Below are 20,187 nucleotides of genomic sequence, written 5' to 3'. Positions count from 1 at the left end.
CAGGGCATGGCGATCGCAAGAAGAGATGGGGCCACCGACCGAATAACAGCGTTGAAACGGTGCTGCGTCTTGACAAGGTACCAGGCCAACGCATGCTCCAATTGCCGCGGCCTGAACTTCACGCTGTATCAGCACCCAGCAAACCTCATCGACTTTTTGAAACGTCCATCCTGATTGAGAATCGTGTTGCCAACCAACAGGAGAAATTTCATGAACAATATGATTAGTGTTAATAACATCAGTGAATTGCGTAATCTGACGCCAGTTACAGATGACCAGATTGTCTTTTTAGTTTCTCACACCCCCGGACATTTCGCCGGCGGCGGCGAATTCTATTATGCGAAAACGGATACAACCAGTGCGGACAATAACGGTACCGTGGTGGTTACAACGGGAGGAGCCCGCTGGAAACGACTGGATCAGAAACTGACTTTCGATCACTTCGGCGCTGATCCTAGTGGCACTTCCACCTCTGACGCAGCAATCAGCGCGACATTAAACTATGCCGCGAGTTTAAAAAACAAAGTGGTCTATGCTTCGGAAAATGCTCAATATCTGCTGACCAGCACTCAACCTATCAACGTCGCTAATGGCATCACAGTCAGAGGATCCCGCCGCGGTCTTGCTCAAGGCCCTGCAAGTCTTACAAACAATGGCCCTAATCGGGCAGGCCTTGCGGACGATAGTGCTTTCATCATCAAAAAGCCGGCAGGTGCGGTTTGTTTCGCCTGCGATAAGAACGTTGTCTTTGATGGTTGGTCGTTCCTCTATCCAGATCAGAAATATACTGCCACCCAGCCGGAGGCGTTTGTTCCATACGGGGCCACCATTACCGCAACCGGCGCTCTGTCAGTCGCCAACTGCCGTTATGTAGGCGCCTATGATTTTGTTGAAGCTCGTGGAGAAGCCAACAACTTTGAGAATATCTACGGTTGGGCAGTACGCTGCGACTACAGGGTTTATGAAAGCAGGGACATCAACAGATTTACCAATGTTCACGTCAATGCCAACGTCGTGCGCCCGACAGAAAACGCGGTGACTGCCTCTATCGCTGTAACCGGTTCTTGTGCTTTCAATCTCGATCGCCACGACAATACGTTTATGGTGAATGTGTTCTCTTATGGCAAAAAGATCTTTATCAAAACTACAACACAAGGAACCTCCTATTTAGGCGGCCTTAGCCTGAGCAATTTCATGGCTGACAGAAATGGTACCGGAATTGATATCGACTCGGATTCCTCCGCCAATATTCAAATCGCCAACGGTTCTTATATTAATGACTATGGTGATACCGTTGGGGGCTTCCTGGTATTAAGAAAGTCTACTGGCCAATCAAATATCACCCCAGTGCAAATCAGCAATGTTAACTTCGCTACCGCTAATGGACCGAAGGGTTCACTCTCTCCTCAGGCCGTTCGCTTCGAAGCGAACGGCGGGTATCAACTTTCATTCAGCAACACCGTCATGCCAATGTGGACGAACGGCAGTCTGAACAATGAAGCGGGTTACAACATTCTTAGAGGCACACTGAGCATTGCGCAACGCAGCTACCAGCTACATGCGGCTCCGCTAAATTGTTTGACGAACAGCAATATGATCGCCATCGGTGCTGACAAACAGCCTGTAGGCTGGTTTATTGACGGAAATCTGACGGCGGATAGCAATATCCTGACCGCCAATGGAGATAACCCGGCTTATAAAGGTTTAGGTCAACGTATTCATCGGAGCATGGGACTGAGAACATTCTGGGCCATCGCATCCTCTATCGGCGATCAATCTACCGCGCAAGCTTCGACTGGCATTTGGGCCCGCTCGTTCAACGATAACTATACCGACACTGTCGAGAGCAATGAAGCTATTCCCTGGATACGCATCGGCAACCTTTACTACGCGCGTTTTGTCATGAACAACAATCGCACTATCCACGATATCCTGATCAATCCCGGAAATGGCAATAATGCGGTGCGCGTTTTAAACTGCGGCATTACTCCGGGCGAAGTCTTCAACTTCTCGCCCGATGCACAGCACTAATCATCCACATGACTAGTCCTGGCATAGGTTGACACTTTTATGCCTGTAAAACGCCTGATGCACCGCATCGGGCGTTTTATATTTTAGGGACTGGTGTAGTGGCACAGTGAATTTGGCCACCTGATTAAAGGTGATATTCTCACCTCAACATAAAATAGGTGACTTAATGAACAAGAGAACTAAGCGTACTTTTACCCCTGAGTTCAGGCTGGAATGTGCACAGCTGATCGTTGATAAGGGCTACTCATATCGACAAGCCAGTGAAGCGGTTAATGTTGGTTCTACCACGCTTGAATCTTGGGTACGCCAGCTCAGACGAGAGCGCCAGTTCGCTGTACCGGAGCCAGACCGGGTATGGTACGGAGATATTACTTATATCTGGGCAGGAAATCGCTGGTGCTATCTGGCGGTCGTAATGGATCTTTTTGCCCGCAGAGTTATCGGCTGGAGTCTGTCAGCGAATGCCGATACAGCACTGATAAGCAACGCTCTGCGGATGGCATATGAGACGCGTAGCCAACCGCGTGATGTCATGTTCCATAGCGATCAGGGAAGCCAGTATACAGGCCTGAAATATCAGCAACTTCTCTGGCGTTACAGAATAAAGCAAAGCGTCAGTCGGCGGGGAAACTGCTGGGATAACAGCCCGATGGAACGCTTCTTCCGCAGCCTGAAAACAGAATGGGTACCAGCGAATGGCTACGTGGGCAAAGACGAAGCCCGGCGGCAAATCAATCGCTATATATTGAATTACTACAATAGCGTCAGACCACATCATCATAACGGTGGACTGACGCCAGAAGAATCAGAGAACAGATACCGTTCTTACTGTAAAACCGTGGCCAATATTACTTGACCACTACATTTCGCCTTTTTCAACCTGCTCAACAACAGCAATTTTAAAAGACAAAGGATAGTCGCGTTGTGTGCGTTTAAACTCGGCCATTATCACGTTCTCCGGATTTAAGTCGAAAACGTGTCAACGCTATTCAGGACGGGTCAAAGACATAAAAAAAGCCCCGGCAAAACGCCGGGGCCTGGTACTTGCGCGATCGCCGAGGGCTCAGTGACACGCAAAGGGGTCTTACGGCCCGGAAACCGGTTTTCAAACGCGGTTAGCTGCGTGATTATGCGCTTTGCGCCAGGGGATCAACCAAGGCCAGCGCGTTTTTCATCGCCTCCACCATTTCGCCATCCACGCAATAATGGCTAAATTCGTCAAACTCGTTATCGGAGCACATGGTGACGCCCGCCTTGCGGTAACGCATGGTCGACGGTACCAGATGGCCGGAAGAGCTGTGCAGTTCATGCAGACCGATGTCGACAAACTTGTGCAGATTGCTGAGGCGCACACCGGCACCCGCCATGATCACCGGGCCGTGACTGGCCTGGCGCAAATCTCGCAGCAGCGGCAGGCCCAGTTCGGCGCTCTGCTGTTGGCCGGAGGTTAGAATGCGCGCTACGCCCAGCTCGGTCAGTTGTTCCAACGCCACCATCGGGTTTTGGCACATGTCGAACGCGCGATGGAACGTCACCGCCATGCCCTCGCACAGCTTCATCACTTCGCGCATGCGCGGCAGATCGATGTGCCCTTCTTCGTCCAGCATGCCGACCACTACGCCGGGGAACCCCATCTCGCGGATCTGGCGGAGATCCTGTTTGATCACCTCGAAATCCACCGCGCCGTAGCAGAAATCGCCACCGCGAGGACGAACGATCGGATGCACCGGGATCGCCACCCGCTCGCGCGCCAGACGCAGCGTGCCATAACTCGGCGTCAATCCCCCCTCGCTCTGGCTGGCGCACAACTCGATACGATCGGCGCCTGCCCGTTCGGCCGTCAGCGCGCAGTCGACGCTAAAGCAACAAACTTCCAGTTTTATCATTGTCACCCCCAGATAACGGCCAACATACGGCGGCAATTGTTCATTTCTTCATTTCTCACGTAGGCTCATGCTTAGGCATAAACCGGCTCAGGGTTGTAACTATGGCATTCAATTTTGATCAATGGGTAGACCGCAGTCACAGTGACAGCGTTAAGTGGGATAAATATCGCGACCGCGACATTATTCCGCTTTGGGTCGCCGACAGCGATTTCACCTCACCGCCGGCGGTGATCGAAGCCTTGCAGCGTCGCGTGGCGCACGGCGTATTCGGCTACACTCACCCATCCCCTGATCTTATTGAGGTTTTTACCCGCCGCATGGTAGAGCGCTACGGCTGGCACATCAAGCCTGAATGGATCATTTTCCTGCCTGGGCTGGTGTGCGGCCTGAACCTGTGCGTGCGAGCCTGCACCGAAGAACACCAGAGCACGCTGGCCCCCTCGCCCATTTATCCGCCGTTCCGCAAAGCGGCCAAATTCGCCGGGCGTAAGCACCTCTCGGTGCCGCTAACGGCGGTAGGCCAACGCTGGGTGTTGGACTTCCCCGTGATGCGTGATCGGCTTAGCGGCAACGAGAAGCTTCTGTTGCTGTGCAACCCGCAGAATCCCGGTGGCACCGTTTATCGCCGGGATGAGCTGTTGCAGCACCATCAGTTCGCTCGCGAGCACGATTTAATCGTCTGTTCCGATGAAATCCACTGCGAGCTGCTGCTTGAACCCGGCGTGCGGCATACCCCTTTCGCTACCCTGAATGACGATGCGGCCCAACGCAGCGTGACGCTGATGTCGCCGTCAAAAACGTTTAATCTTGCCGGGCTGGGCGCTTCACTGGCGATCGTTCCCAACGAAGCGCTGCGACAAAGGCTGAAACGCGCGCGCAGCGGCATCGTGCCGGAGGTCAATCTGCTGGCGCTGGTGGCAGCGCAGGCGGCTTATCAATACGGGCAGCCCTGGCTGGACGAGCAGCTGATTTATCTACGTGCCAATCGCGATCGGCTGATCGAGCGCATCAACGCCATGCCGGGGTTGACGGTTTTGCCAATCGAAGCCACCTACCTGGCGTGGATAGATTGCAGCGCTTTACCGGTGGACAACCCGCATCAGTTCTTCGAACGCGCGGGCGTAGGATTAAGCGCCGGTTTGGATTTCGGCGATCGGCGCTTTGTGCGGCTTAACTTTGGTTGCCGGTGGGCCCTGCTCGATGAAGCGCTCGATCGCATGGCGCGAGCCTGTGCGGCACTGCCCGGCTAACCTTGTTCGCTGGCGACGATATCTCGAATGGAATAAGGATGAAACTTTATCGTCACCGTTCCGTCGGTGATGGCCAGCGTCGGGTTCGGTAGCCGCTCGCCCTCGCCTTTTGGCGAGCTTTGCTTCAGTTTGATCCCCGGGGCCAGCAGCGCTTCATCGGCAAGGTAGCTCAACGCCCGGGCGTGCAGCGTCTGTGGATCGCCACTGAGCACTAATTCGACGTGTTCCCAACCTTCGTGCGGATAGCGTTTCTCCCCGGGATACGGCAGCTCGACGCAGTCTATCTGCCACGGCCCCACGGCCAGCGGCTGCGACAAATCGAACAGACAGATAGGTCGCCCGTTGATCATCGACTCGGACAGCAGTGTCCCGCACTGCATCAGCCCCTGGCGCCAGCGTTCGGCAGTGGCGTTCTGATGACAGCGCAGAGAGATGTGATCGGCGGTAAACGCGGCCAGATCAAGCCGCAATTTGGCGGCAAATTGATGCAATGCCTGCTCGAAACGCGGCAGGTCGAGCACCAGGTCGTCCAGCTCGGCAATGGCCTGCAAGGGGGTGGTCATAGAAACCTCAAAACAACGGAACGCATGTGAAACGCCGTAATTTACACGGTGGCGACAGCGCTCGCCAGCATTGCGAGGTTTTTCAGCAGCCGTTCAGAATGATTTTTGGTTGCGGACCGGGAGAATAAAAACCAGCTTTTTATTAAGATGACAGCTTATTAAATCAACAGATAAATAAAAAATAAGAATTTTCGCAATCCATTATACCTTTTCTTCATGACGCTATGATTTAAGTTATTTTGCACAAAACCCTCTGCAGCCCATTGGCCAATCCGATTGAATAGTCTGGTTTAATCAACCCTGGCCCACTTATCAAACCCACACAAAAAGCAATCACAACCCATTGTAAAAGAAGAAAATAAACAAAATTAATTGATAAAAAACTAAGGATTATCTTAATTTAACCCCGAACAATTGATTCACCAAGATAACTCGGCTACTTTGGAGGAAATTTAAATTCGAGATGATCATTATGTTATTGCTGACGATATCCTTGGTGTTGATAATTATCGCCGTATACGCCATCTACCGTCATTTCAAATCACGCAGCGGCAACACGCTGGATGCCGGTCGCCGCAATAAAAAGCGCTAGCTTTGCAACTCTCCCCTTCGTACATTCTGCCAGGTCATTCTGCTTTCACCTTCCGGCCATCAACGCGCCGCACCCGACAACAGTTTCATCGCTGCGGCCGCGCCAACTGCTGACGGGGTCCGTCAGATCGGTTACAATTGCAGGCTGTTTTGTGGAAGGCACCGCACCAGTCGTGCACCGGTGCCTGCCACCGTTGAATCCCACAGGGGTTGGCTTCAGCCCCTCGTTCGTCATTAAGGTAACCCGGTGAATATTCAGGTTCTTCTTTCAGATAAAGTCAGCCAGGCGCTGATCGCCGCTGGCGCGCCAGCCGATTGCGAAGCGCAGGTCCGCCCATCCGCCAAGGCGCAGTTTGGTGATTACCAGGCCAATGGCGTGATGTCCGTCGCCAAAAAGCTGGGCATGCCACCCCGTCAACTGGCGGAAAAAGTGGTGCAACTGCTGGATCTCGGCGACGTCGCCGCTAAAGTGGAAATCGCCGGCCCCGGCTTTATCAACATTTTCCTGAACAGCGACTGGGTCGCGCGCCAGGCCGATCGGGTGCTGAACGCACCGAAACTGGGCATCGCACCGGTTGAGCCGCAAACTATCGTTATCGACTACTCCGCGCCGAACGTGGCGAAAGAGATGCACGTCGGCCACCTGCGCTCCACCATCATCGGCGACGCCGCGGCACGTACCCAGGAGTTTCTGGGCCATAAAGTGATCCGCGCCAACCACGTCGGCGACTGGGGCACCCAGTTCGGCATGCTGATTGCCTACCTGGAAAAAATGCAGAATGAAAACGCCAGCGACATGGGCCTGTCCGATCTGGAACAGTTCTACCGCGAAGCCAAGAAGCATTACGACGAAGATGCCGAGTTCGCCGAACGCGCGCGCGCTTACGTCGTGAAGCTGCAGGGCGGCGATCAGTACTGTCTGAAAATGTGGCGCAAGCTGGTCGACATCACCATGGCGCAAAACCAGCTGACCTATAACCGCCTGAACGTCACGCTGACCGAAGACGACGTGATGGGCGAAAGCCTGTATAACGCGATGCTGCCGGGCATCGTCGCCGACCTGAAAGCCAAAGGGCTGGCGGTGGAAAGCGAAGGCGCTACCGTGGTGTTCCTCGATGAATACCAGAACAAGGACGGCGATCCGATGGGCGTCATCATCCAGAAAAAGGATGGCGGCTACCTCTACACCACCACCGACATCGCCTGCGCCAAGTATCGCTACGAAACCCTGGGTGCCAATCGCGTCCTGTATTACATCGACTCCCGTCAGCATCAGCACCTGATGCAGGCCTGGACCATCGTGCGCAAGGCCGGTTACGTGCCGGAGTCCGTCTCGCTGGAACACCACATGTTCGGCATGATGCTGGGCAAAGACGGCAAGCCGTTCAAAACCCGCTCGGGCGGTACGGTGAAGCTCTCCGACCTGCTGGATGAGGCCATCGAACGCGCCGAACAGCTGATCGCCGGCAAAAACCCGGATATGCCGGAAGACGAAATGAAAACCGTGGCCCGCGTGGTCGGCATCGGCGCGGTGAAATACGCCGATCTGTCGAAAAGCCGCACCACCGACTATGTCTTCGACTGGGATAACATGCTGGCCTTCGAAGGCAATACCGCGCCTTATATGCAATACGCCTATACCCGTGTGGCATCGGTATTCAAACGCGCCGGCATCGACGAAACCAACCTGACGCTGCCGCTGACGCTGACCGAAGAGCGCGAAATTGCGCTGGCCACCCGCCTGCTGCAGTTCGAAGAAGTGCTCACCACCGTCGCGCGTGAAGGCACGCCTCACGTCATGTGCAGCTACCTGTACGATCTGGCCGGCCTGTTCTCCGGTTTCTACGAGCACTGCCAGATCCTGAACGCCGACAGCGAAGAAGTGCGTCAGAGCCGCCTGAAGCTGGCGCTGCTGACCTCAAAAACGCTGAAAACTGGTCTGGATACGCTGGGCATCGAAACCGTCGAACGCATGTAAACTGCGCCGCCCAGAAAGCAAAAAGGTCGCCCAGGCGACCTTTTTTTACGCTTGCCTTTGGCTCAGGCGACCCGGCGAGCAAAATCGCGCGGGCGGAAGCCCAACCCGGCCAGCACGCCAAAGTACGCCACCACACCGGCCACCACCACCGCAGCCAAGCGCAGCAAACGCTCCAGCATGTTGCCCTGATCCCAGGCAGGCATCAGCCACATCGCGCCAATCAACACGGCCGACATCACCAGCACGGCGATCACCAGCTTGGTGAGGAACAGCGCCCACCCCGGCTGCGGCTGGAAAATCTTCTGCTTGCGCAGTTGCCAATACAGCAGCGAGGCGTTCAGACATGCCGCCAAACCGATCGACAGCGCCAGGCCGGCATGCTTCAGCGGGCCAATAAACGCCAGGTTCATCACCTGCGTCATAATCAGCGTAATGATGGCGATCTTGACCGGCGTTTTGATGTCCTGCCGCGAATAGAAGCCCGGCGCCAGCACTTTAACCACGATCAGCCCCATCAGCCCTACCGAGTAAGCCACCAGCGCACGCTGCGTCATCGCCGCGTCAAAGGCGCTGAATTTGCCGTACTGGAACAGCGAAACGGTCAGCGGCTTGGCCAAAATGCCGAGCGCAATGGCGCTCGGCAACGCCAGCAGGAAGCACAGGCGCAGCCCCCAATCCATCAGGCGCGAATACTCGTCGTGGTTGCCGCTCGAGAAGCTTTTGGCCAGCGACGGCAGCAGGATAGTGCCCAAGGCCACGCCCAGCACGCCGGAAGGAAACTCCATCAGGCGGTCGGCGTAGTACATCCAGGACACCGAGCCGGACACCAGGAACGAAGCGAAAATGGTGTTGATGATCAGCGAGATTTGGCTGACCGACACCCCGAGGATCGCCGGCCCCATCTGGCGCATCACGCGCCAGACCCCGGCATCGCCCAGCTTGAGGCGCGGCAATACCAGCATGCCGATCTTGCGCAGGTGCGGCAGCTGATACCCCAGCTGCAGCACGCCGCCCACCACCACCGCCCAGGCCAGCGCCAGCACCGGTGGATTGAAATACGGGGCCGCGAACAGCGCGAAGCCGATCATGCTGACGTTAAGCAGCGTTGGCGCAAAGGCCGGGATCGAGAAGCGGTTCCAGGTATTGAGGATCGCCCCCACCAGCGACGCCAGTGAGATCAACAGAATATAGGGGAATGTGATGCGCAGCAGCGCCGACGTCAGGGCAAACTTGTCGGGCGTATCGGTAAAGCCCGGCGCGGTGATATAGATCACCCAGGGCGCGGCCAGCATCCCCAGCACCGTCACCACCGCCAGCACCAGCGTCAACAGCCCGGAGACATAGGCGATAAAAGTGCGCGTCGCCTCTTCACCCTGCTGGCTCTTGTATTCGGCCAGGATCGGCACGAAGGCCTGCGAAAATGCCCCTTCGGCAAAGATACGGCGTAACAGATTAGGGAGTTTGAACGCCACGAAGAAGGCGTCCGTTGCCATGCCGGCCCCGAACACGCGCGCGACGATTGCATCGCGGGCAAAGCCCAACACCCGCGAAAACATCGTCATCGAGCTGACGGCAGCCAAGGATTTGAGTAGGTTCATGTGGTTGTCTGATAGGTACCGTAAATATCAACGCCTGCAACAGCAGGCGTCAGTGAAACAATCGGCTCAGTTTACGCATCCGGAAAAGAATAGCTACCGCCATATGTTACATAGAGTTATCCCGCAGCAAACGCTCGACCACCCGCTGGGCGACCAGCGCCTGTTCGCCGCCGGTTTCCGGCGCGCTCTGGTTGGCGACGGCGCTGAGGAAATGCCGCACCGCCCCGTCGAAGCCGCGTTGCACCAGCGTGCTTTGCCAGCCCGGCACCGGCTGTTCCAACTCGCCCTGCGCATCTTCACGCCGCCAGTGGCGCATGTCGGTCAACTGATACAGCGCACCGTCGGTCACCGCCTGCACGCTTTCACGCTGGCTGCCGCCCCGGCGATGCATGCTGGTCGTCACCTGCGTGTCGCCGCAGGCGAAGTGGTGTTCGGCATACAGCATTTCACCGGCGGCGTTGGCCTGCAAACGGCCGCTCAGCAGTTGCTCGTGCCCGCCCGCCAGCCACAGCGCGGTGTCCACCACGTGCAGATAGTCATCCAACAGGGTAAAACGCAGATCGTGCGGGCCGACGCTGTCCGTCCGATGCTTGTCCATGCGAATGGAAGCCGGCTGGTTCATTTGCTGTTTGAGCTGCCGGTAAAGCGGCGCGAAACGGCGGTTGAACCCCACCATCAGCGTTTTGCCTCGCCGCTCGGCCAACTCGAGCAACTGCTCGCCCTGCTCCAGCGTTTCCGCCAGCGGCTTATCGACGTAAACGTGCACGCCGCGGTTCAGAAGCTCGCCTATCACGGAAAAATGGCTGGCGGTGCTGCTGTGGACAAAAACCGCGTCGCACTGTTCGGCCAGGCTGTCCAGACGGGAGAAACAGGCCATGCGGTAGCTGTCGCATAGCGGCTGCGCTTTTTGCTGATTGGGCGAAAAACCGCCCACCAGCGTCCAATCCGCCGCCTGACCGAGGATTGGCAGGTAAGCCTTCTGCGCAATACTGCCCAATCCCACCACGCCCACACGCAATTTAGTCATTCGCTTCCCTCGCCAACAGATGTTGCACCAGCCGTTTCAATTCCGATACTTCGTTTTCCAATGCGCTGACCCTGGCGTTCAGGTCGCCGTCGTCCTCAGACTCAAGCGCCGCCGGCGCTTCATCAATCTGGCCGCTGAACAGGTGCATGAACCGGCTTTCGCGTTTGCCCGGCTCACGCGCCAGGCGCACCACGAACGGGCCATCTTCGCGCGTAGCCAGCTGCTGCAGCACCTGTTCGACCTCACTGACATCGTTGAACTCGTGCATCCGGTTGGTGCGGGTGCGCAGCTCGCCCGGCGTTTGCGCGCCGCGCAGCAATAAGGTGGCGATCACCGCCAGTTCGGCGGGCGAGAGTTTCAGTTGGCCGAACTCGGAGTTGCAAAACCGCTGTTCATACTTGACTACCCGGTTGCCGAACCCGCTGAGGGTGCGCAGGAAATGTTTGCGCAGCAACAGATCGAGCAGTTGCTGCACTTCACTTTCGCTCAGATCCATTACCGGCTCGCGGTTGGTTTTTTGGTTGCACGCCAGGGTAATGGCGTTAAGCGAAAGCGGGTATTGCTCCGGGGTCGTGACCTGTTTTTCCAACAGGCAGCCGATGACCCGCGCCTCTTTGGCGTTCAATTCATATTTCATCGTTTGGCCTCAACGTGGGGGTAACCACTCTTTATTGGTGTATGCCGTCAAAACGTGGTCTTGCCACTTGCCGTCGATCAGCAGGTAATCCTTGGCGTAACCTTCACGTTCGAATCCCAGACGCGTCAGCAGTCCACCGCTGCGCTGGTTGTGAGGCATATAGTTGGCCATGATGCGGTGCATGCGCTGTTGGCGCAGCATATAGCGGATAGCGGACTGCAAGGCTTCGAACATCAGCCCTTGTCCCTGCCATTTCTCCCCCAGCGAATAACCGAGGAAACAGGCATGAAACGAACCGCGCAGCACGTTGCTGAAGTTCGCCACGCCGCGCACTTCCTGCTCTTCCGGATCGAGCAGGATAAAATAGTAGGCGCTGCCCTGCTTTTGCATTTCGGTGATCATGCCCAGGCGCGCCTGCCAGCCGGAAGGATAACAGTGGCTTTCGTCGCGCACCGGCTCCCAGGGTTTGAGAAAGCTCCGGTTCTCGGCATAATAATCCGCCAGGCGATAGGCATCCCGTTCATGCACTAAACGGACCACCATCCGGTCGGTTGTAAGACGTACTTTTGGCGATGCAGAGCGATAGCCGAACATCATTTCCCCCGCAGTCAAAACGGTTCGATAAGAAGTATTTATTAGGAAGCCGAGCGGATCATTATCCTGTGCCGATCTTTCGCCATGGTTTTATTTTGCCAATAGCGCCGCAGAACTGCGCTTCCCTGCATTCAATATAACCGTAGCCCGCCCCCGAGGTAAAATCCCGGCCGCTCAGTAAATCGCCGAATACGCGTTTTACGGCGTTTTTCCGCCAATTTTGCAGCTCAGGTAACACCTTGACGATAAAAAAATATTATCTATGCCGCCCCTGTTGCCGTACGGGAATTGGGTAGAGAATGGAACGGCTGTCTCCCCTTCTTTCTTAATTGCTCATGGTGAAGCATGTCTCTGGTGTCGCAAGCGCGCAGCTTGGGTAAATATTTTCTGTTGCTCGATAACCTGCTGGTGGTGTTAGGCTTCTTTGTCGTCTTTCCGCTTATTTCGATCCGCTTCGTCGATCAGCTGGGCTGGGCGGCGCTGATCGTCGGCATCGCGCTGGGTTTGCGCCAGCTGTTGCAACAAGGGCTCGGCATCTTTGGCGGCGCCATTGCCGATCGTTTCGGCGCCAAGCCGATGATCGTCACCGGCATGTTGCTGCGCGCCGCCGGGTTCGCCACCATGGCGATGGCCGATGAGCCCTGGATCCTGTGGTTCTCCTGCGCACTTTCCGCCCTCGGCGGCACGTTATTCGATCCGCCGCGCACCGCTTTGGTGATCAAACTGACCCGTCCGCACGAGCGCGGCCGCTTTTTCTCGCTGCTAATGATGCAGGACAGCGCCGGCGCGGTGGTCGGCGCGCTGATCGGCAGTTGGCTGCTGCAGTACGACTTTCACTTTGTCTGCTGGGTCGGGGCGGCGATCTTCGTGCTGGCTGCCGGTTGGAATGCCTGGTTACTGCCGGCTTATCGCATCTCCACCGTACGCGTGCCGATGAAAGAAGGCCTGTTGCGGGTTCTGCGCGATCGCCGCTTCCTCACCTATGTCCTGACGCTGACCGGTTACTACATGCTGGCGGTGCAGATGATGCTGATGATGCCTATCGTGGTCAACGAAATTGCCGGTTCACCGGCGGCGGTGAAATGGATGTACGCGATCGAAGCGGCGCTGTCGCTGTCGCTGCTCTATCCGTTGGCGCGTTGGGGTGAAAAACACTTCCGGCTTGAACAGCGCCTGATGGCGGGCCTGCTGCTGATGACGCTCAGCCTGCTGCCGATCGGTCTCGCCACCAGCCTGCAGGGGGTCTTCACGCTGATCTGCTGCTTCTATCTGGGCTCGATCATCGCCGAGCCGGCGCGCGAAACGCTGAGCGCTTCGCTGGCCGATCCGCGTGCGCGCGGCAGCTACATGGGCTTCAGCCGCCTCGGTTTGGCGCTGGGCGGCGCATTGGGCTATACCGGCGGCGGCTGGATGTACGATACCGGACGGGCGATGAATATGCCGGAACTGCCCTGGTTGCTGCTCGGGGCCGTCGGTTTTGCCACGCTGCTGGCGCTGTACTGGCAATTCAGCCCGCGGCGCAACGCGTCGATGATGCTGCGCGGCGGTTAACGCCATAGAAATCCGGCCGAATCGGCAACAGCTGCTATCCTGTTAGTAAAAACCCCACAGGAGCCCGTCGGCATGATTGAAGAAGCAAAGTTACCGCAACTGCTCGAACATATGATACTGAACCTGCGCATGATTTATGCGCGCTCCACCCTGGTGGAAAAAGCGCTGGCCCACATCATCGCCGGCGACAGCGCGCTGAAAAGCGATATCATCAAACAGCTGCAGGTCGTCTCCGCCGCCAACGAGCGCGATCAGGTCGATCTGGAACAGGCCCGCATTCACCTGATCGATGTGCTCAATTCGGTACCGGCCAAGAAATAACGCCCCTCGCCCGCGCCTGTTGCGCGGGCAATGTCGCAATAACGCACCATCCAACACACGCGCTTCAAGACAGCCTCGGTAAGCTGTGGTAACTATTGCTGTTAAAACCTGACAACCCGGAGCAAGCATGAAACTGTTCATTTACGATCATTGCCCCTTCTGCGTTAAAGCCCGTATGATTTTCGGCCTGAAGCGCCAGCCGATTCGGCTGGTCACCTTGCTCAACGACGATGAGACGACCCCATTCAACCTGATTGGCACAAAAATGGTGCCAATCCTGATCAAAGACGACGGCGAAGCGATGCCGGAAAGCCTGGATATCGTGCGCTATGTCGATAGCCTGGACGGCAAGCCGGTGCTGACCGGTAGCACCAACCCGGCCATTGCCGAGTGGCTGCAGCGGGTCGGCAGTTACAGCGCCAAATTGCTGCTGCCGCGTATTGCGCATGCCGATTTCGAAGAGTTCGCCACCGACAGCGCCCGCCGTTACTTTATCGATAAAAAACAGGCGGCTATCGGTGATTTTGCCGAACATCTCGCCAACAGTGCCGATCTGATCGCCGAACTGGAAGCCGACCTGCAAGCGCTGTCGCCGCTGATCGTCTCCGCCGACGCGGTAAACGGCGAGCTGTCCGAGGACGACATTCACCTGTTCCCGCTGTTGCGCTCGTTATCGATCGTCGCCGGGGTTGCGCTGCCGGACAACGTGGAAGCCTACCGCAACCGCATGGCGCAGCGCAGCGAGGTGCCGTTGCTGCTGGATATGGAACAATAACGTTCGAGAATGACAAATAAGGACATGGCGTACTGATGTTGAAAATGGTGCTCGCCACCGCTCGCGACCGGGCGCGGCTGAAGGAAATAACCTCCGTTCTGATTCGTTATGGTCTGCAAGACGTTCTACGCCTGCTGGGCCTGGGAGCCTTGTTGCGCGGCGCCCGTGGTGAATCTGCCCCGCAGGATGCACAAACCCTGCCTGAGCGTCTGCGCGAAGCGCTCGAAGCGCTGGGCCCCACCTTCGTCAAATTCGGTCAGATCCTGGCCACGCGCTCTGATCTGCTGGACCCGGCCTGGACCGACGAACTGGATCGCCTGCACAGCCAGGCGGCGGTGTTGCCATGGGAAACGCTGGCGCCGCAAATCATCGCCGATCTGGGGGGCGAGCCGGAACAGCGGTTTGCCGAATTCGATCGCACGCCGCTGGCCGCGGCGTCGATGGCGCAAATCTACCGCGCACGCTTGCACAGCGGCGAGCAGGTGGTGGTAAAAGTGCTGCGGCCCGGTCTGGCGAAAACCATCCACGCCGATCTGCGGCTGCTGGCCTCGCTGGCGGAGACCGTGGAGCAGCAGAGCCCGGCGCTGGCGCGCTATCGGCCGCGGCAGATGGTCCGAGCGTTGGCAACGGCGCTCAATCACGAGCTGGACTTGACCCACGAAGGGCATAACTGCGACCGCGTTGCCGAGATGTTCGCGCGTCAACCCGACGTGGTGGTGCCAAAAATCTATTGGCAATACTCTTCTCCCCGCCTGTTAGTGCAGGAATACTTGCCCGGCACCGCGCCGGAAAGCCCTGAACAGCTGGCGGCGGCAGGCTTTGACGGCCCGCTGCTGGCGCAACGCGGCGCCCGCGCCTTTATGAGCATGGTGCTGGAGCATCGGCTGTATCACGCCGATCCGCACCCCGGCAACGTCATGGCGCTGAGCGGTGACCGCGTCGGTTTTATCGACTTCGGCATGGTGGGCCAGCTGTCCGAGCGGCGGCGCAACCAGTTGCTCCTGCTGCTGCAGGCCATCGCCGATCGCCAGTCCGAAGGCATCGTCAACACGCTGATCGCCTGGTCGGACAGCGAACCATTGGACCTGATGGATCTGGAGTTGGCGGCACAAAACTTTCTCGACAAACAGGCCGCCACCACCCTGACGCTGGGTAAAGCCTTGACCGACCTGCTGGTGATGGCGCGCGAACACCAGCTGGCGCTGCCGCCCGATCTGGTGCTACTGTTCAAGGCATTAATCACCGCCGACGGCGTGCTGCATCGTCTGGATCCAAACTTCGACATCGTGGCCACGCTCAAGCCGATGCTGCAACAAACGGTGCTGCAGCGCTACGCCCCCGACGCCGTGCGCCAGCGGCTGTTGGCCTTGGGCGGGGAAACGCTCGATGCCGGAGAAGAGCTGCCGCAAACGCTGCGGCTATTGGTTCGCCGCCTAAAACGCGGGCGGCTCAATGCCGATATCAACGTCAGTAACCTCGGCCAGCTGAGCAAAGCGCTGGAACGCGCCGCCGTCACCCTGGCCATCGCCATCGTCACCGCCGCTTTTGCCCTGGGGCTGGCGCCTTATCTGATGCATTCGTCGCTGCGACTGTGGGGCATTCCGCTGTTCCCGCTGTTGGGGGGCGCAGCCTGCCTGGCCGGCGTGATTCTCTTGGCGCTGCGGCTGCGGCGCTGACGCTTTCGGCGTTATCCGATAGGTCTCGCCCGCTTTTGCGCGCACTATCCTCTGCACATCGCCGCCTGCCGTTTTCACGCGCAGGCGGAACGTTTATAATGATTAATCAATTATCTGCAGCACTTTTCGCCAGCAGTCGCAATGAGGCATTAATGAAGAAGATCCTGATGGGCGCAGCCGCCCTGCTGTTCGCCGGCGTATTGGCCGGTTGCAATCAACTGACCCAATACACCCTGAGCGAGCAGGAAGTGAATGATTACCTGCAGAAACACAATGATTATCAGAAGCAGATCGGCGTGCCCGGCCTGGTGGACGCCAACATCGTGCTGACGCAGCTGCAAAGCCAGATCGGCCGCAGCGAGCCGGGTAAAGTCACCCTTTCCGGTGACGCCAAGGTCAACATCACGTCGATTCTCGGCCCGCAGGCGGCGGACCTGAAGCTGACGCTGAAAGCACAGCCGGTTTACGACCGTGCACAGGGCGCCATTTACCTGAAGGATATGGAGTTGACCGATTACAGCGTGCAGCCGGAAAAAATGCAGACGGTAATGAAAGCGCTGACGCCATACCTGAACCAGTCGCTGAAATCTTACTTCGACCAAAAGCCGGCTTATGTGCTGAATCCTGACAACAGCAAAACCGAAGCACTGGCGAAAAAACTGGCGAAGGGATTGGAAGTGAAACCGGGTGAGTTGGTGATCCCGTTTAGCGACTGACCGAGCTTTGATGTATCAAGCCCGCCGATCGGCGGGCTTTTTATTGCGGGAAAGTATTACTGCGGCGCGCTGTAGGCAATCTCGCCGGTGTTGCAGTTGAGCGTCACGTTGTAGGTTTTATCCATCTTGGTACCCCGCACCGTCAGCGGCACCTGCCACACCTGATCCTTGCCGGTGATGGCATCCGGGCTGACCCAGGCGATCGGGGTTGCGGTGCCCAGCAGCTTTTTGTCCGCCTCCCAGCGCGTGATGCGGTTCTGCAAGAAATCACGCTTGACCTGAGCGGCAATATCCGCCGGCTGCAGACCGGCACACTGCCCCACCTTGGCGGTGCGTTGCTCTTGATCCTGCGCCCACACCGCAGTCGATGCTCCCATCATGGCCAACAAGGCGATAGCCAAACCCGTTTTTTTCATATGTCCTCCCGTTGTGATTAGCGCTATCCGGGCGCCCATCCCTGGCTCACAACAGGGTTTCGGCAAAGAGTTACCGTTTGACGAACTCGATGACAAACAGCGCATCCAGGCCCGGATAGATTTCCTTGATCACCTGCTTCAGCTCGCTCAGCGACATGTTCTCCTGCTGTGCGTGGCGTTCGGTCAGCGCATCCAGGCGCACCGGCGTTACCGACAGCACTTCGATAAAGCAGAAAAATACGCCGTCTTCATTGCGGCTTACGCGCAATACCTCGCCCGGTTCGAAGTGCGACTCACTGGCATCCCGAATGGTGATGGTTTTGCGCCCGGCCAGAATGTCTTGCTCAAAGCGGCTGAAGAAAGTTATTTCACGGCTCATTTTAGATCCTTTTTCATCACAACACCGCAACATAAGTCATTATGCCGCTTGCTTTTCTGACGCAGATCCCTCTTTTGAGTTAGAGACCGTTTTTTTCGCTTTCGCTTCCGTCGGTTTTTTGCCGGTTTCCGCCGGTGATGCGCCGCGCAGAATCAGACCCAGTGCGTCCTTATTCTCTGCCAGGAAGAAGCTCAGCCCTTCGCGCTGTTCGTCGTCCAGGTTCAGCGGCGCCTGTTGCAGCCACTCTCCGAGGTTATCCGCCAAATCCAGCATTTTGTCGTAGGCGTCGGCTTCTTTCTTGCTCGCGAAAGTCATTTTTTCCTCACCGTTTCTCACCACCACATATTTAACTTCAACCGCCATGTGTGCGTCCTCAAATACTTAAATAACTGTAATTATATACAGTATAAATAGATAGCGGCGGGAAGGCAAACCGCCACCCGCCTTCGGCTTATTTCAGCAGCCGCACCTTGCAGCTCTTGCCTTTGATTTTGCCCTGTTGCAGCTGCTGCAGCGCCTTGCGCGCGCTGGCTTTACGGATCGCGACGTAGGCATGCACCGGGAACATGTCGATCTTGCCCACTTCCGCCGCCGTCAGTCCGGCATCGCCGGTCAGCGCGCCAAGGATATCGCCGGGGCGGATCTTCGCCTTACGGCCGCCATCGATGCACAGCGTCACCATCTCCGCCTCCAGCGAACCGTTGGCGGCCCCGCTCAGCTCGGACACCGGCGCCCAGGCAATGGTCATCTGCAGGTAGTCTTCAATCGCGTGCGCCCGCGCCATTTCCTGCGGCGTGCACAGGCTGATCGCCAGCCCGCTCATGCCGGCGCGGCCGGTACGACCGATACGGTGCACATGCACTTCAGGATCGAACGCCAGTTCGTAGTTAACCACCAGCTCCAGCTCTTTGATATCCAGCCCGCGAGCGGCGACGTCGGTCGCTACCAACACCCGGCAACTGCGGTTGGCAAAACGCACCAACACCTGGTCGCGGTCGCGCTGCTCCAGATCGCCATGCAGCGCCAGTGCGCTGATACCACGGGCCTCCAGGGCCTCAAGCACCGTTTGGCAATCGCGTTTGGTATTGCAGAACACCACGCAGGACGCGGGTTGATGATAACGAATGGCCGACACCAGCAGCGCCGGCCGCTGATCGCGCGTGGTCTCATAGAAACGTTGTTCGATGGCGGTCTGCGCTTCGTCATCGTCCACTTCGACGCTCAGCGGCTGACGCTGAACGCGCTCGCTGATGCGTTCGATACCCGCCGGGTAGGTAGCGGAAAACAGCAGCGTCTGACGCTGCGGCGGCGTGTAGCTGATCACATCGTCGATGTCGTCGGCGAAGCCCATGTCCAGCATACGGTCGGCCTCATCCAGCACCAGCACCTTCAGCTCGTCCAGCAGCAGCGTTTTCTTGCGCAGGTGCTCCTGGATGCGGCCCGGCGTTCCCACCACGATATGCGGCGCGTGCACCAGTGAATCGAGCTGTGGCCCCATCGGTTGGCCGCCGCACAGCGTCAGGATTTTGATGTTCTGCGTGAAGCGCGCCAGGCGGCGCAGTTCTTTGCTCACCTGATCGGCCAGCTCGCGGGTGGGACAGAGCACCAGCGCCTGCGTGGCAACCTGAGCAACGACGATGTTATTCAGCAAACCAATGCCGAACGCCGCCGTTTTACCGCTACCGGTTTTCGCCTTGGCGCGCACGTCTCGCCCTTGCAGGATGGCGGGCAACGCGGCGGCCTGCACCGGCGTCATTTTGGCGTACCCCAGTTCGTTGAGGTTGGCCAACTGTTCGGCTGGCAGAGGCAGGGAAGAAAAAGAAACTGTGCTCACGGCGATAACTCTTATATGACGAATGGAATGGCGGCGCGCCCGCAGGCTGGCGCCGAATCAGCGGTAAATGATAACAGAGATGGGCGGCGTTACGGGCAGCGGGCATAAAAAAACCCGCCGGCGGCGGGTTTCTTGGCGGCTCAGTCGTTAAATAGCAACGACGTTGGCTGCGGCTGGGCCACGTTGGCTGTCCTGGATGGAGAACTCAACCTGCTGGCCTTCAGCCAGGGTCTTGAAACCATCGCTAACGATAGCGGAAAAATGAACGAAAACGTCTTTAGAGCCGTCGGCAGGCGTGATGAAGCCGAAACCTTTGCTTTCGTTGAACCATTTAACGTGACCAGTGATCTTGCTCATTTGTGTT

The 20,187-nt window shown here is 57.5% G+C and carries 20 protein-coding genes; 9 read left to right on the top strand and 11 right to left on the bottom strand.

Features of this window, described 5'->3' with window-relative positions; genetic code table 11:
- Positions 1–210: 210 nt before the first annotated feature.
- Positions 211–2,031 (top strand): exopolysaccharide biosynthesis protein, encoded by a 1,821-nt coding sequence (locus tag ACUXAC_RS05205; protein ID WP_169318495.1) that lies wholly within the window; start codon positions 211–213, stop codon positions 2,029–2,031.
- Between the two features lie 130 nt (positions 2,032–2,161).
- Entirely contained in the window at positions 2,162–2,887 is a 726-nt protein-coding gene (locus tag ACUXAC_RS05200; RefSeq protein WP_100395677.1) for an IS3 family transposase, read from the top strand.
- A gap of 271 nt (positions 2,888–3,158) precedes the next feature.
- Here the strand turns inward: ACUXAC_RS05200 and cutC are convergent, their stop codons facing one another.
- On the bottom strand, positions 3,159–3,917 hold the full coding sequence (gene cutC / locus ACUXAC_RS05195; RefSeq protein ID WP_038877351.1) for a copper homeostasis protein CutC: 759 nt from the start codon (positions 3,915–3,917) through the stop codon (positions 3,159–3,161).
- 101 nt (positions 3,918–4,018) lie between these two features.
- Between cutC and ACUXAC_RS05190 the strand changes: the two genes are divergently transcribed.
- Positions 4,019–5,167 carry a MalY/PatB family protein gene (locus ACUXAC_RS05190; protein WP_197848149.1) on the top strand — a complete coding sequence of 383 codons (1,149 nt, stop codon included), beginning with the start codon at positions 4,019–4,021 and terminating at the stop codon, positions 5,165–5,167.
- Here ACUXAC_RS05190 and ACUXAC_RS05185 read toward each other — a convergent pair.
- A complete protein-coding gene (locus ACUXAC_RS05185) occupies positions 5,164–5,730 on the bottom strand; it encodes a VOC family protein (RefSeq protein ID WP_060423939.1) in 567 nt (188 codons plus the stop codon). The two genes, ACUXAC_RS05190 and ACUXAC_RS05185, sit on opposite strands and share 4 nt — an antisense overlap.
- A gap of 838 nt (positions 5,731–6,568) precedes the next feature.
- On the opposite strand from ACUXAC_RS05185, the gene argS reads away from it, so the two are divergent.
- Positions 6,569–8,299, top strand: coding sequence for an arginine--tRNA ligase (gene argS / locus ACUXAC_RS05180; protein ID WP_387441365.1), 1,731 nt, complete (start codon positions 6,569–6,571; stop codon positions 8,297–8,299).
- Positions 8,300–8,361: 62 nt separating this feature from the next.
- Here argS and murJ read toward each other — a convergent pair whose 3' ends face one another.
- The 4 genes from murJ to rimJ all read right to left on the bottom strand — a co-directional run bounded on the left by murJ (position 8,362) and on the right by rimJ (position 12,155).
- Positions 8,362–9,897, bottom strand: a complete 1,536-nt coding sequence (murJ, locus tag ACUXAC_RS05175; RefSeq protein WP_033647656.1) for a murein biosynthesis integral membrane protein MurJ — start codon at positions 9,895–9,897, stop codon at positions 8,362–8,364.
- Positions 9,898–10,003: 106 nt separating this feature from the next.
- Positions 10,004–10,924 (bottom strand): Gfo/Idh/MocA family protein, encoded by a 921-nt coding sequence (locus ACUXAC_RS05170; protein WP_147839859.1) that lies wholly within the window; start codon positions 10,922–10,924, stop codon positions 10,004–10,006.
- Positions 10,917–11,561 (bottom strand): YceH family protein, encoded by a 645-nt coding sequence (locus ACUXAC_RS05165; protein WP_087762679.1) that lies wholly within the window; start codon positions 11,559–11,561, stop codon positions 10,917–10,919. Before ACUXAC_RS05165 ends, ACUXAC_RS05170 begins: the two co-directional genes overlap by 8 nt.
- 9 nt (positions 11,562–11,570) lie before the next feature.
- Positions 11,571–12,155: a ribosomal protein S5-alanine N-acetyltransferase gene (gene rimJ, locus ACUXAC_RS05160; RefSeq protein WP_197862479.1), complete on the bottom strand. Its 585-nt coding sequence runs from the start codon at positions 12,153–12,155 to the stop codon at positions 11,571–11,573.
- 345 nt (positions 12,156–12,500) lie between these two features.
- On the opposite strand from rimJ, the gene mdtH reads away from it, so the two are divergent.
- The 5 genes from mdtH (at position 12,501) to ACUXAC_RS05135 (ending at position 17,194) form a co-directional block, all read left to right on the top strand.
- Positions 12,501–13,706: a multidrug efflux MFS transporter MdtH gene (gene mdtH, locus ACUXAC_RS05155; protein WP_387441368.1), complete on the top strand. Its 1,206-nt coding sequence runs from the start codon at positions 12,501–12,503 to the stop codon at positions 13,704–13,706.
- Positions 13,707–13,778: 72 nt separating this feature from the next.
- Positions 13,779–14,027, top strand: a complete 249-nt coding sequence (locus tag ACUXAC_RS05150) for a hypothetical protein (RefSeq protein WP_049202450.1) — start codon at positions 13,779–13,781, stop codon at positions 14,025–14,027.
- Between the two features lie 127 nt (positions 14,028–14,154).
- Positions 14,155–14,802, top strand: coding sequence for a glutaredoxin 2 (grxB, locus tag ACUXAC_RS05145; protein WP_060423952.1), 648 nt, complete (start codon positions 14,155–14,157; stop codon positions 14,800–14,802).
- Between the two features lie 35 nt (positions 14,803–14,837).
- Positions 14,838–16,478, top strand: a complete 1,641-nt coding sequence (locus ACUXAC_RS05140; RefSeq protein ID WP_387441371.1) for an ABC1 kinase family protein — start codon at positions 14,838–14,840, stop codon at positions 16,476–16,478.
- Positions 16,479–16,630: 152 nt separating this feature from the next.
- Positions 16,631–17,194: a lipoprotein gene (locus tag ACUXAC_RS05135; RefSeq protein WP_004927555.1), complete on the top strand. Its 564-nt coding sequence runs from the start codon at positions 16,631–16,633 to the stop codon at positions 17,192–17,194.
- 56 nt (positions 17,195–17,250) lie between these two features.
- Here ACUXAC_RS05135 and yebF read toward each other — a convergent pair whose 3' ends face one another.
- The 5 genes from yebF to cspE form a co-directional block, all read right to left on the bottom strand.
- Complete coding sequence (gene yebF / locus ACUXAC_RS05130; RefSeq protein ID WP_060423958.1) at positions 17,251–17,610, bottom strand: protein YebF; 360 nt, start codon at positions 17,608–17,610, stop codon at positions 17,251–17,253.
- A 70-nt stretch (positions 17,611–17,680) separates the two neighbouring features.
- Positions 17,681–17,989: a N(4)-acetylcytidine aminohydrolase gene (gene yqfB, locus ACUXAC_RS05125; RefSeq protein WP_060423960.1), complete on the bottom strand. Its 309-nt coding sequence runs from the start codon at positions 17,987–17,989 to the stop codon at positions 17,681–17,683.
- A gap of 39 nt (positions 17,990–18,028) precedes the next feature.
- On the bottom strand, positions 18,029–18,352 hold the full coding sequence (locus ACUXAC_RS05120; RefSeq protein WP_060423963.1) for a YebG family protein: 324 nt from the start codon (positions 18,350–18,352) through the stop codon (positions 18,029–18,031).
- 88 nt (positions 18,353–18,440) lie between these two features.
- Positions 18,441–19,823: an ATP-dependent RNA helicase DbpA gene (gene dbpA / locus ACUXAC_RS05115; RefSeq protein ID WP_060423966.1), complete on the bottom strand. Its 1,383-nt coding sequence runs from the start codon at positions 19,821–19,823 to the stop codon at positions 18,441–18,443.
- Between the two features lie 147 nt (positions 19,824–19,970).
- Complete coding sequence (gene cspE, locus ACUXAC_RS05110; RefSeq protein WP_004927572.1) at positions 19,971–20,180, bottom strand: transcription antiterminator/RNA stability regulator CspE; 210 nt, start codon at positions 20,178–20,180, stop codon at positions 19,971–19,973.
- Between the last annotated feature and the right edge of the window lie 7 nt (positions 20,181–20,187).

The organism is Serratia sp. 121840015-1 (assembly GCF_053627655.1).
This window is presented reverse-complemented; position numbering and strand designations above follow the sequence as displayed.

Excerpts from the sequence above, each read along its gene's own strand:
- ACUXAC_RS05205 (WP_169318495.1), top strand. The coding sequence starts at position 211 with ATGAACAATATGATTAGTGTTAATAACATCAGTGAATTGCGTAATCTG.
- cutC (WP_038877351.1), bottom strand. The coding sequence starts at position 3,917 with ATGATAAAACTGGAAGTTTGTTGCTTTAGCGTCGACTGCGCGCTGACG.
- ACUXAC_RS05190 (WP_197848149.1), top strand. The coding sequence starts at position 4,019 with ATGGCATTCAATTTTGATCAATGGGTAGACCGCAGTCACAGTGACAGC.
- ACUXAC_RS05185 (WP_060423939.1), bottom strand. The coding sequence starts at position 5,730 with ATGACCACCCCCTTGCAGGCCATTGCCGAGCTGGACGACCTGGTGCTC.
- murJ (WP_033647656.1), bottom strand. The coding sequence starts at position 9,897 with ATGAACCTACTCAAATCCTTGGCTGCCGTCAGCTCGATGACGATGTTT.
- ACUXAC_RS05170 (WP_147839859.1), bottom strand. The coding sequence starts at position 10,924 with ATGACTAAATTGCGTGTGGGCGTGGTGGGATTGGGCAGTATTGCGCAG.
- ACUXAC_RS05165 (WP_087762679.1), bottom strand. The coding sequence starts at position 11,561 with ATGAAATATGAATTGAACGCCAAAGAGGCGCGGGTCATCGGCTGCCTG.
- rimJ (WP_197862479.1), bottom strand. The coding sequence starts at position 12,155 with ATGTTCGGCTATCGCTCTGCATCGCCAAAAGTACGTCTTACAACCGAC.
- mdtH (WP_387441368.1), top strand. The coding sequence starts at position 12,501 with ATGTCTCTGGTGTCGCAAGCGCGCAGCTTGGGTAAATATTTTCTGTTG.
- ACUXAC_RS05150 (WP_049202450.1), top strand. The coding sequence starts at position 13,779 with ATGATTGAAGAAGCAAAGTTACCGCAACTGCTCGAACATATGATACTG.
- grxB (WP_060423952.1), top strand. The coding sequence starts at position 14,155 with ATGAAACTGTTCATTTACGATCATTGCCCCTTCTGCGTTAAAGCCCGT.
- ACUXAC_RS05140 (WP_387441371.1), top strand. The coding sequence starts at position 14,838 with ATGTTGAAAATGGTGCTCGCCACCGCTCGCGACCGGGCGCGGCTGAAG.
- ACUXAC_RS05135 (WP_004927555.1), top strand. The coding sequence starts at position 16,631 with ATGAAGAAGATCCTGATGGGCGCAGCCGCCCTGCTGTTCGCCGGCGTA.
- yebF (WP_060423958.1), bottom strand. The coding sequence starts at position 17,610 with ATGAAAAAAACGGGTTTGGCTATCGCCTTGTTGGCCATGATGGGAGCA.
- yqfB (WP_060423960.1), bottom strand. The coding sequence starts at position 17,989 with ATGAGCCGTGAAATAACTTTCTTCAGCCGCTTTGAGCAAGACATTCTG.
- ACUXAC_RS05120 (WP_060423963.1), bottom strand. The coding sequence starts at position 18,352 with ATGGCGGTTGAAGTTAAATATGTGGTGGTGAGAAACGGTGAGGAAAAA.
- cspE (WP_004927572.1), bottom strand. The coding sequence starts at position 20,180 with ATGAGCAAGATCACTGGTCACGTTAAATGGTTCAACGAAAGCAAAGGT.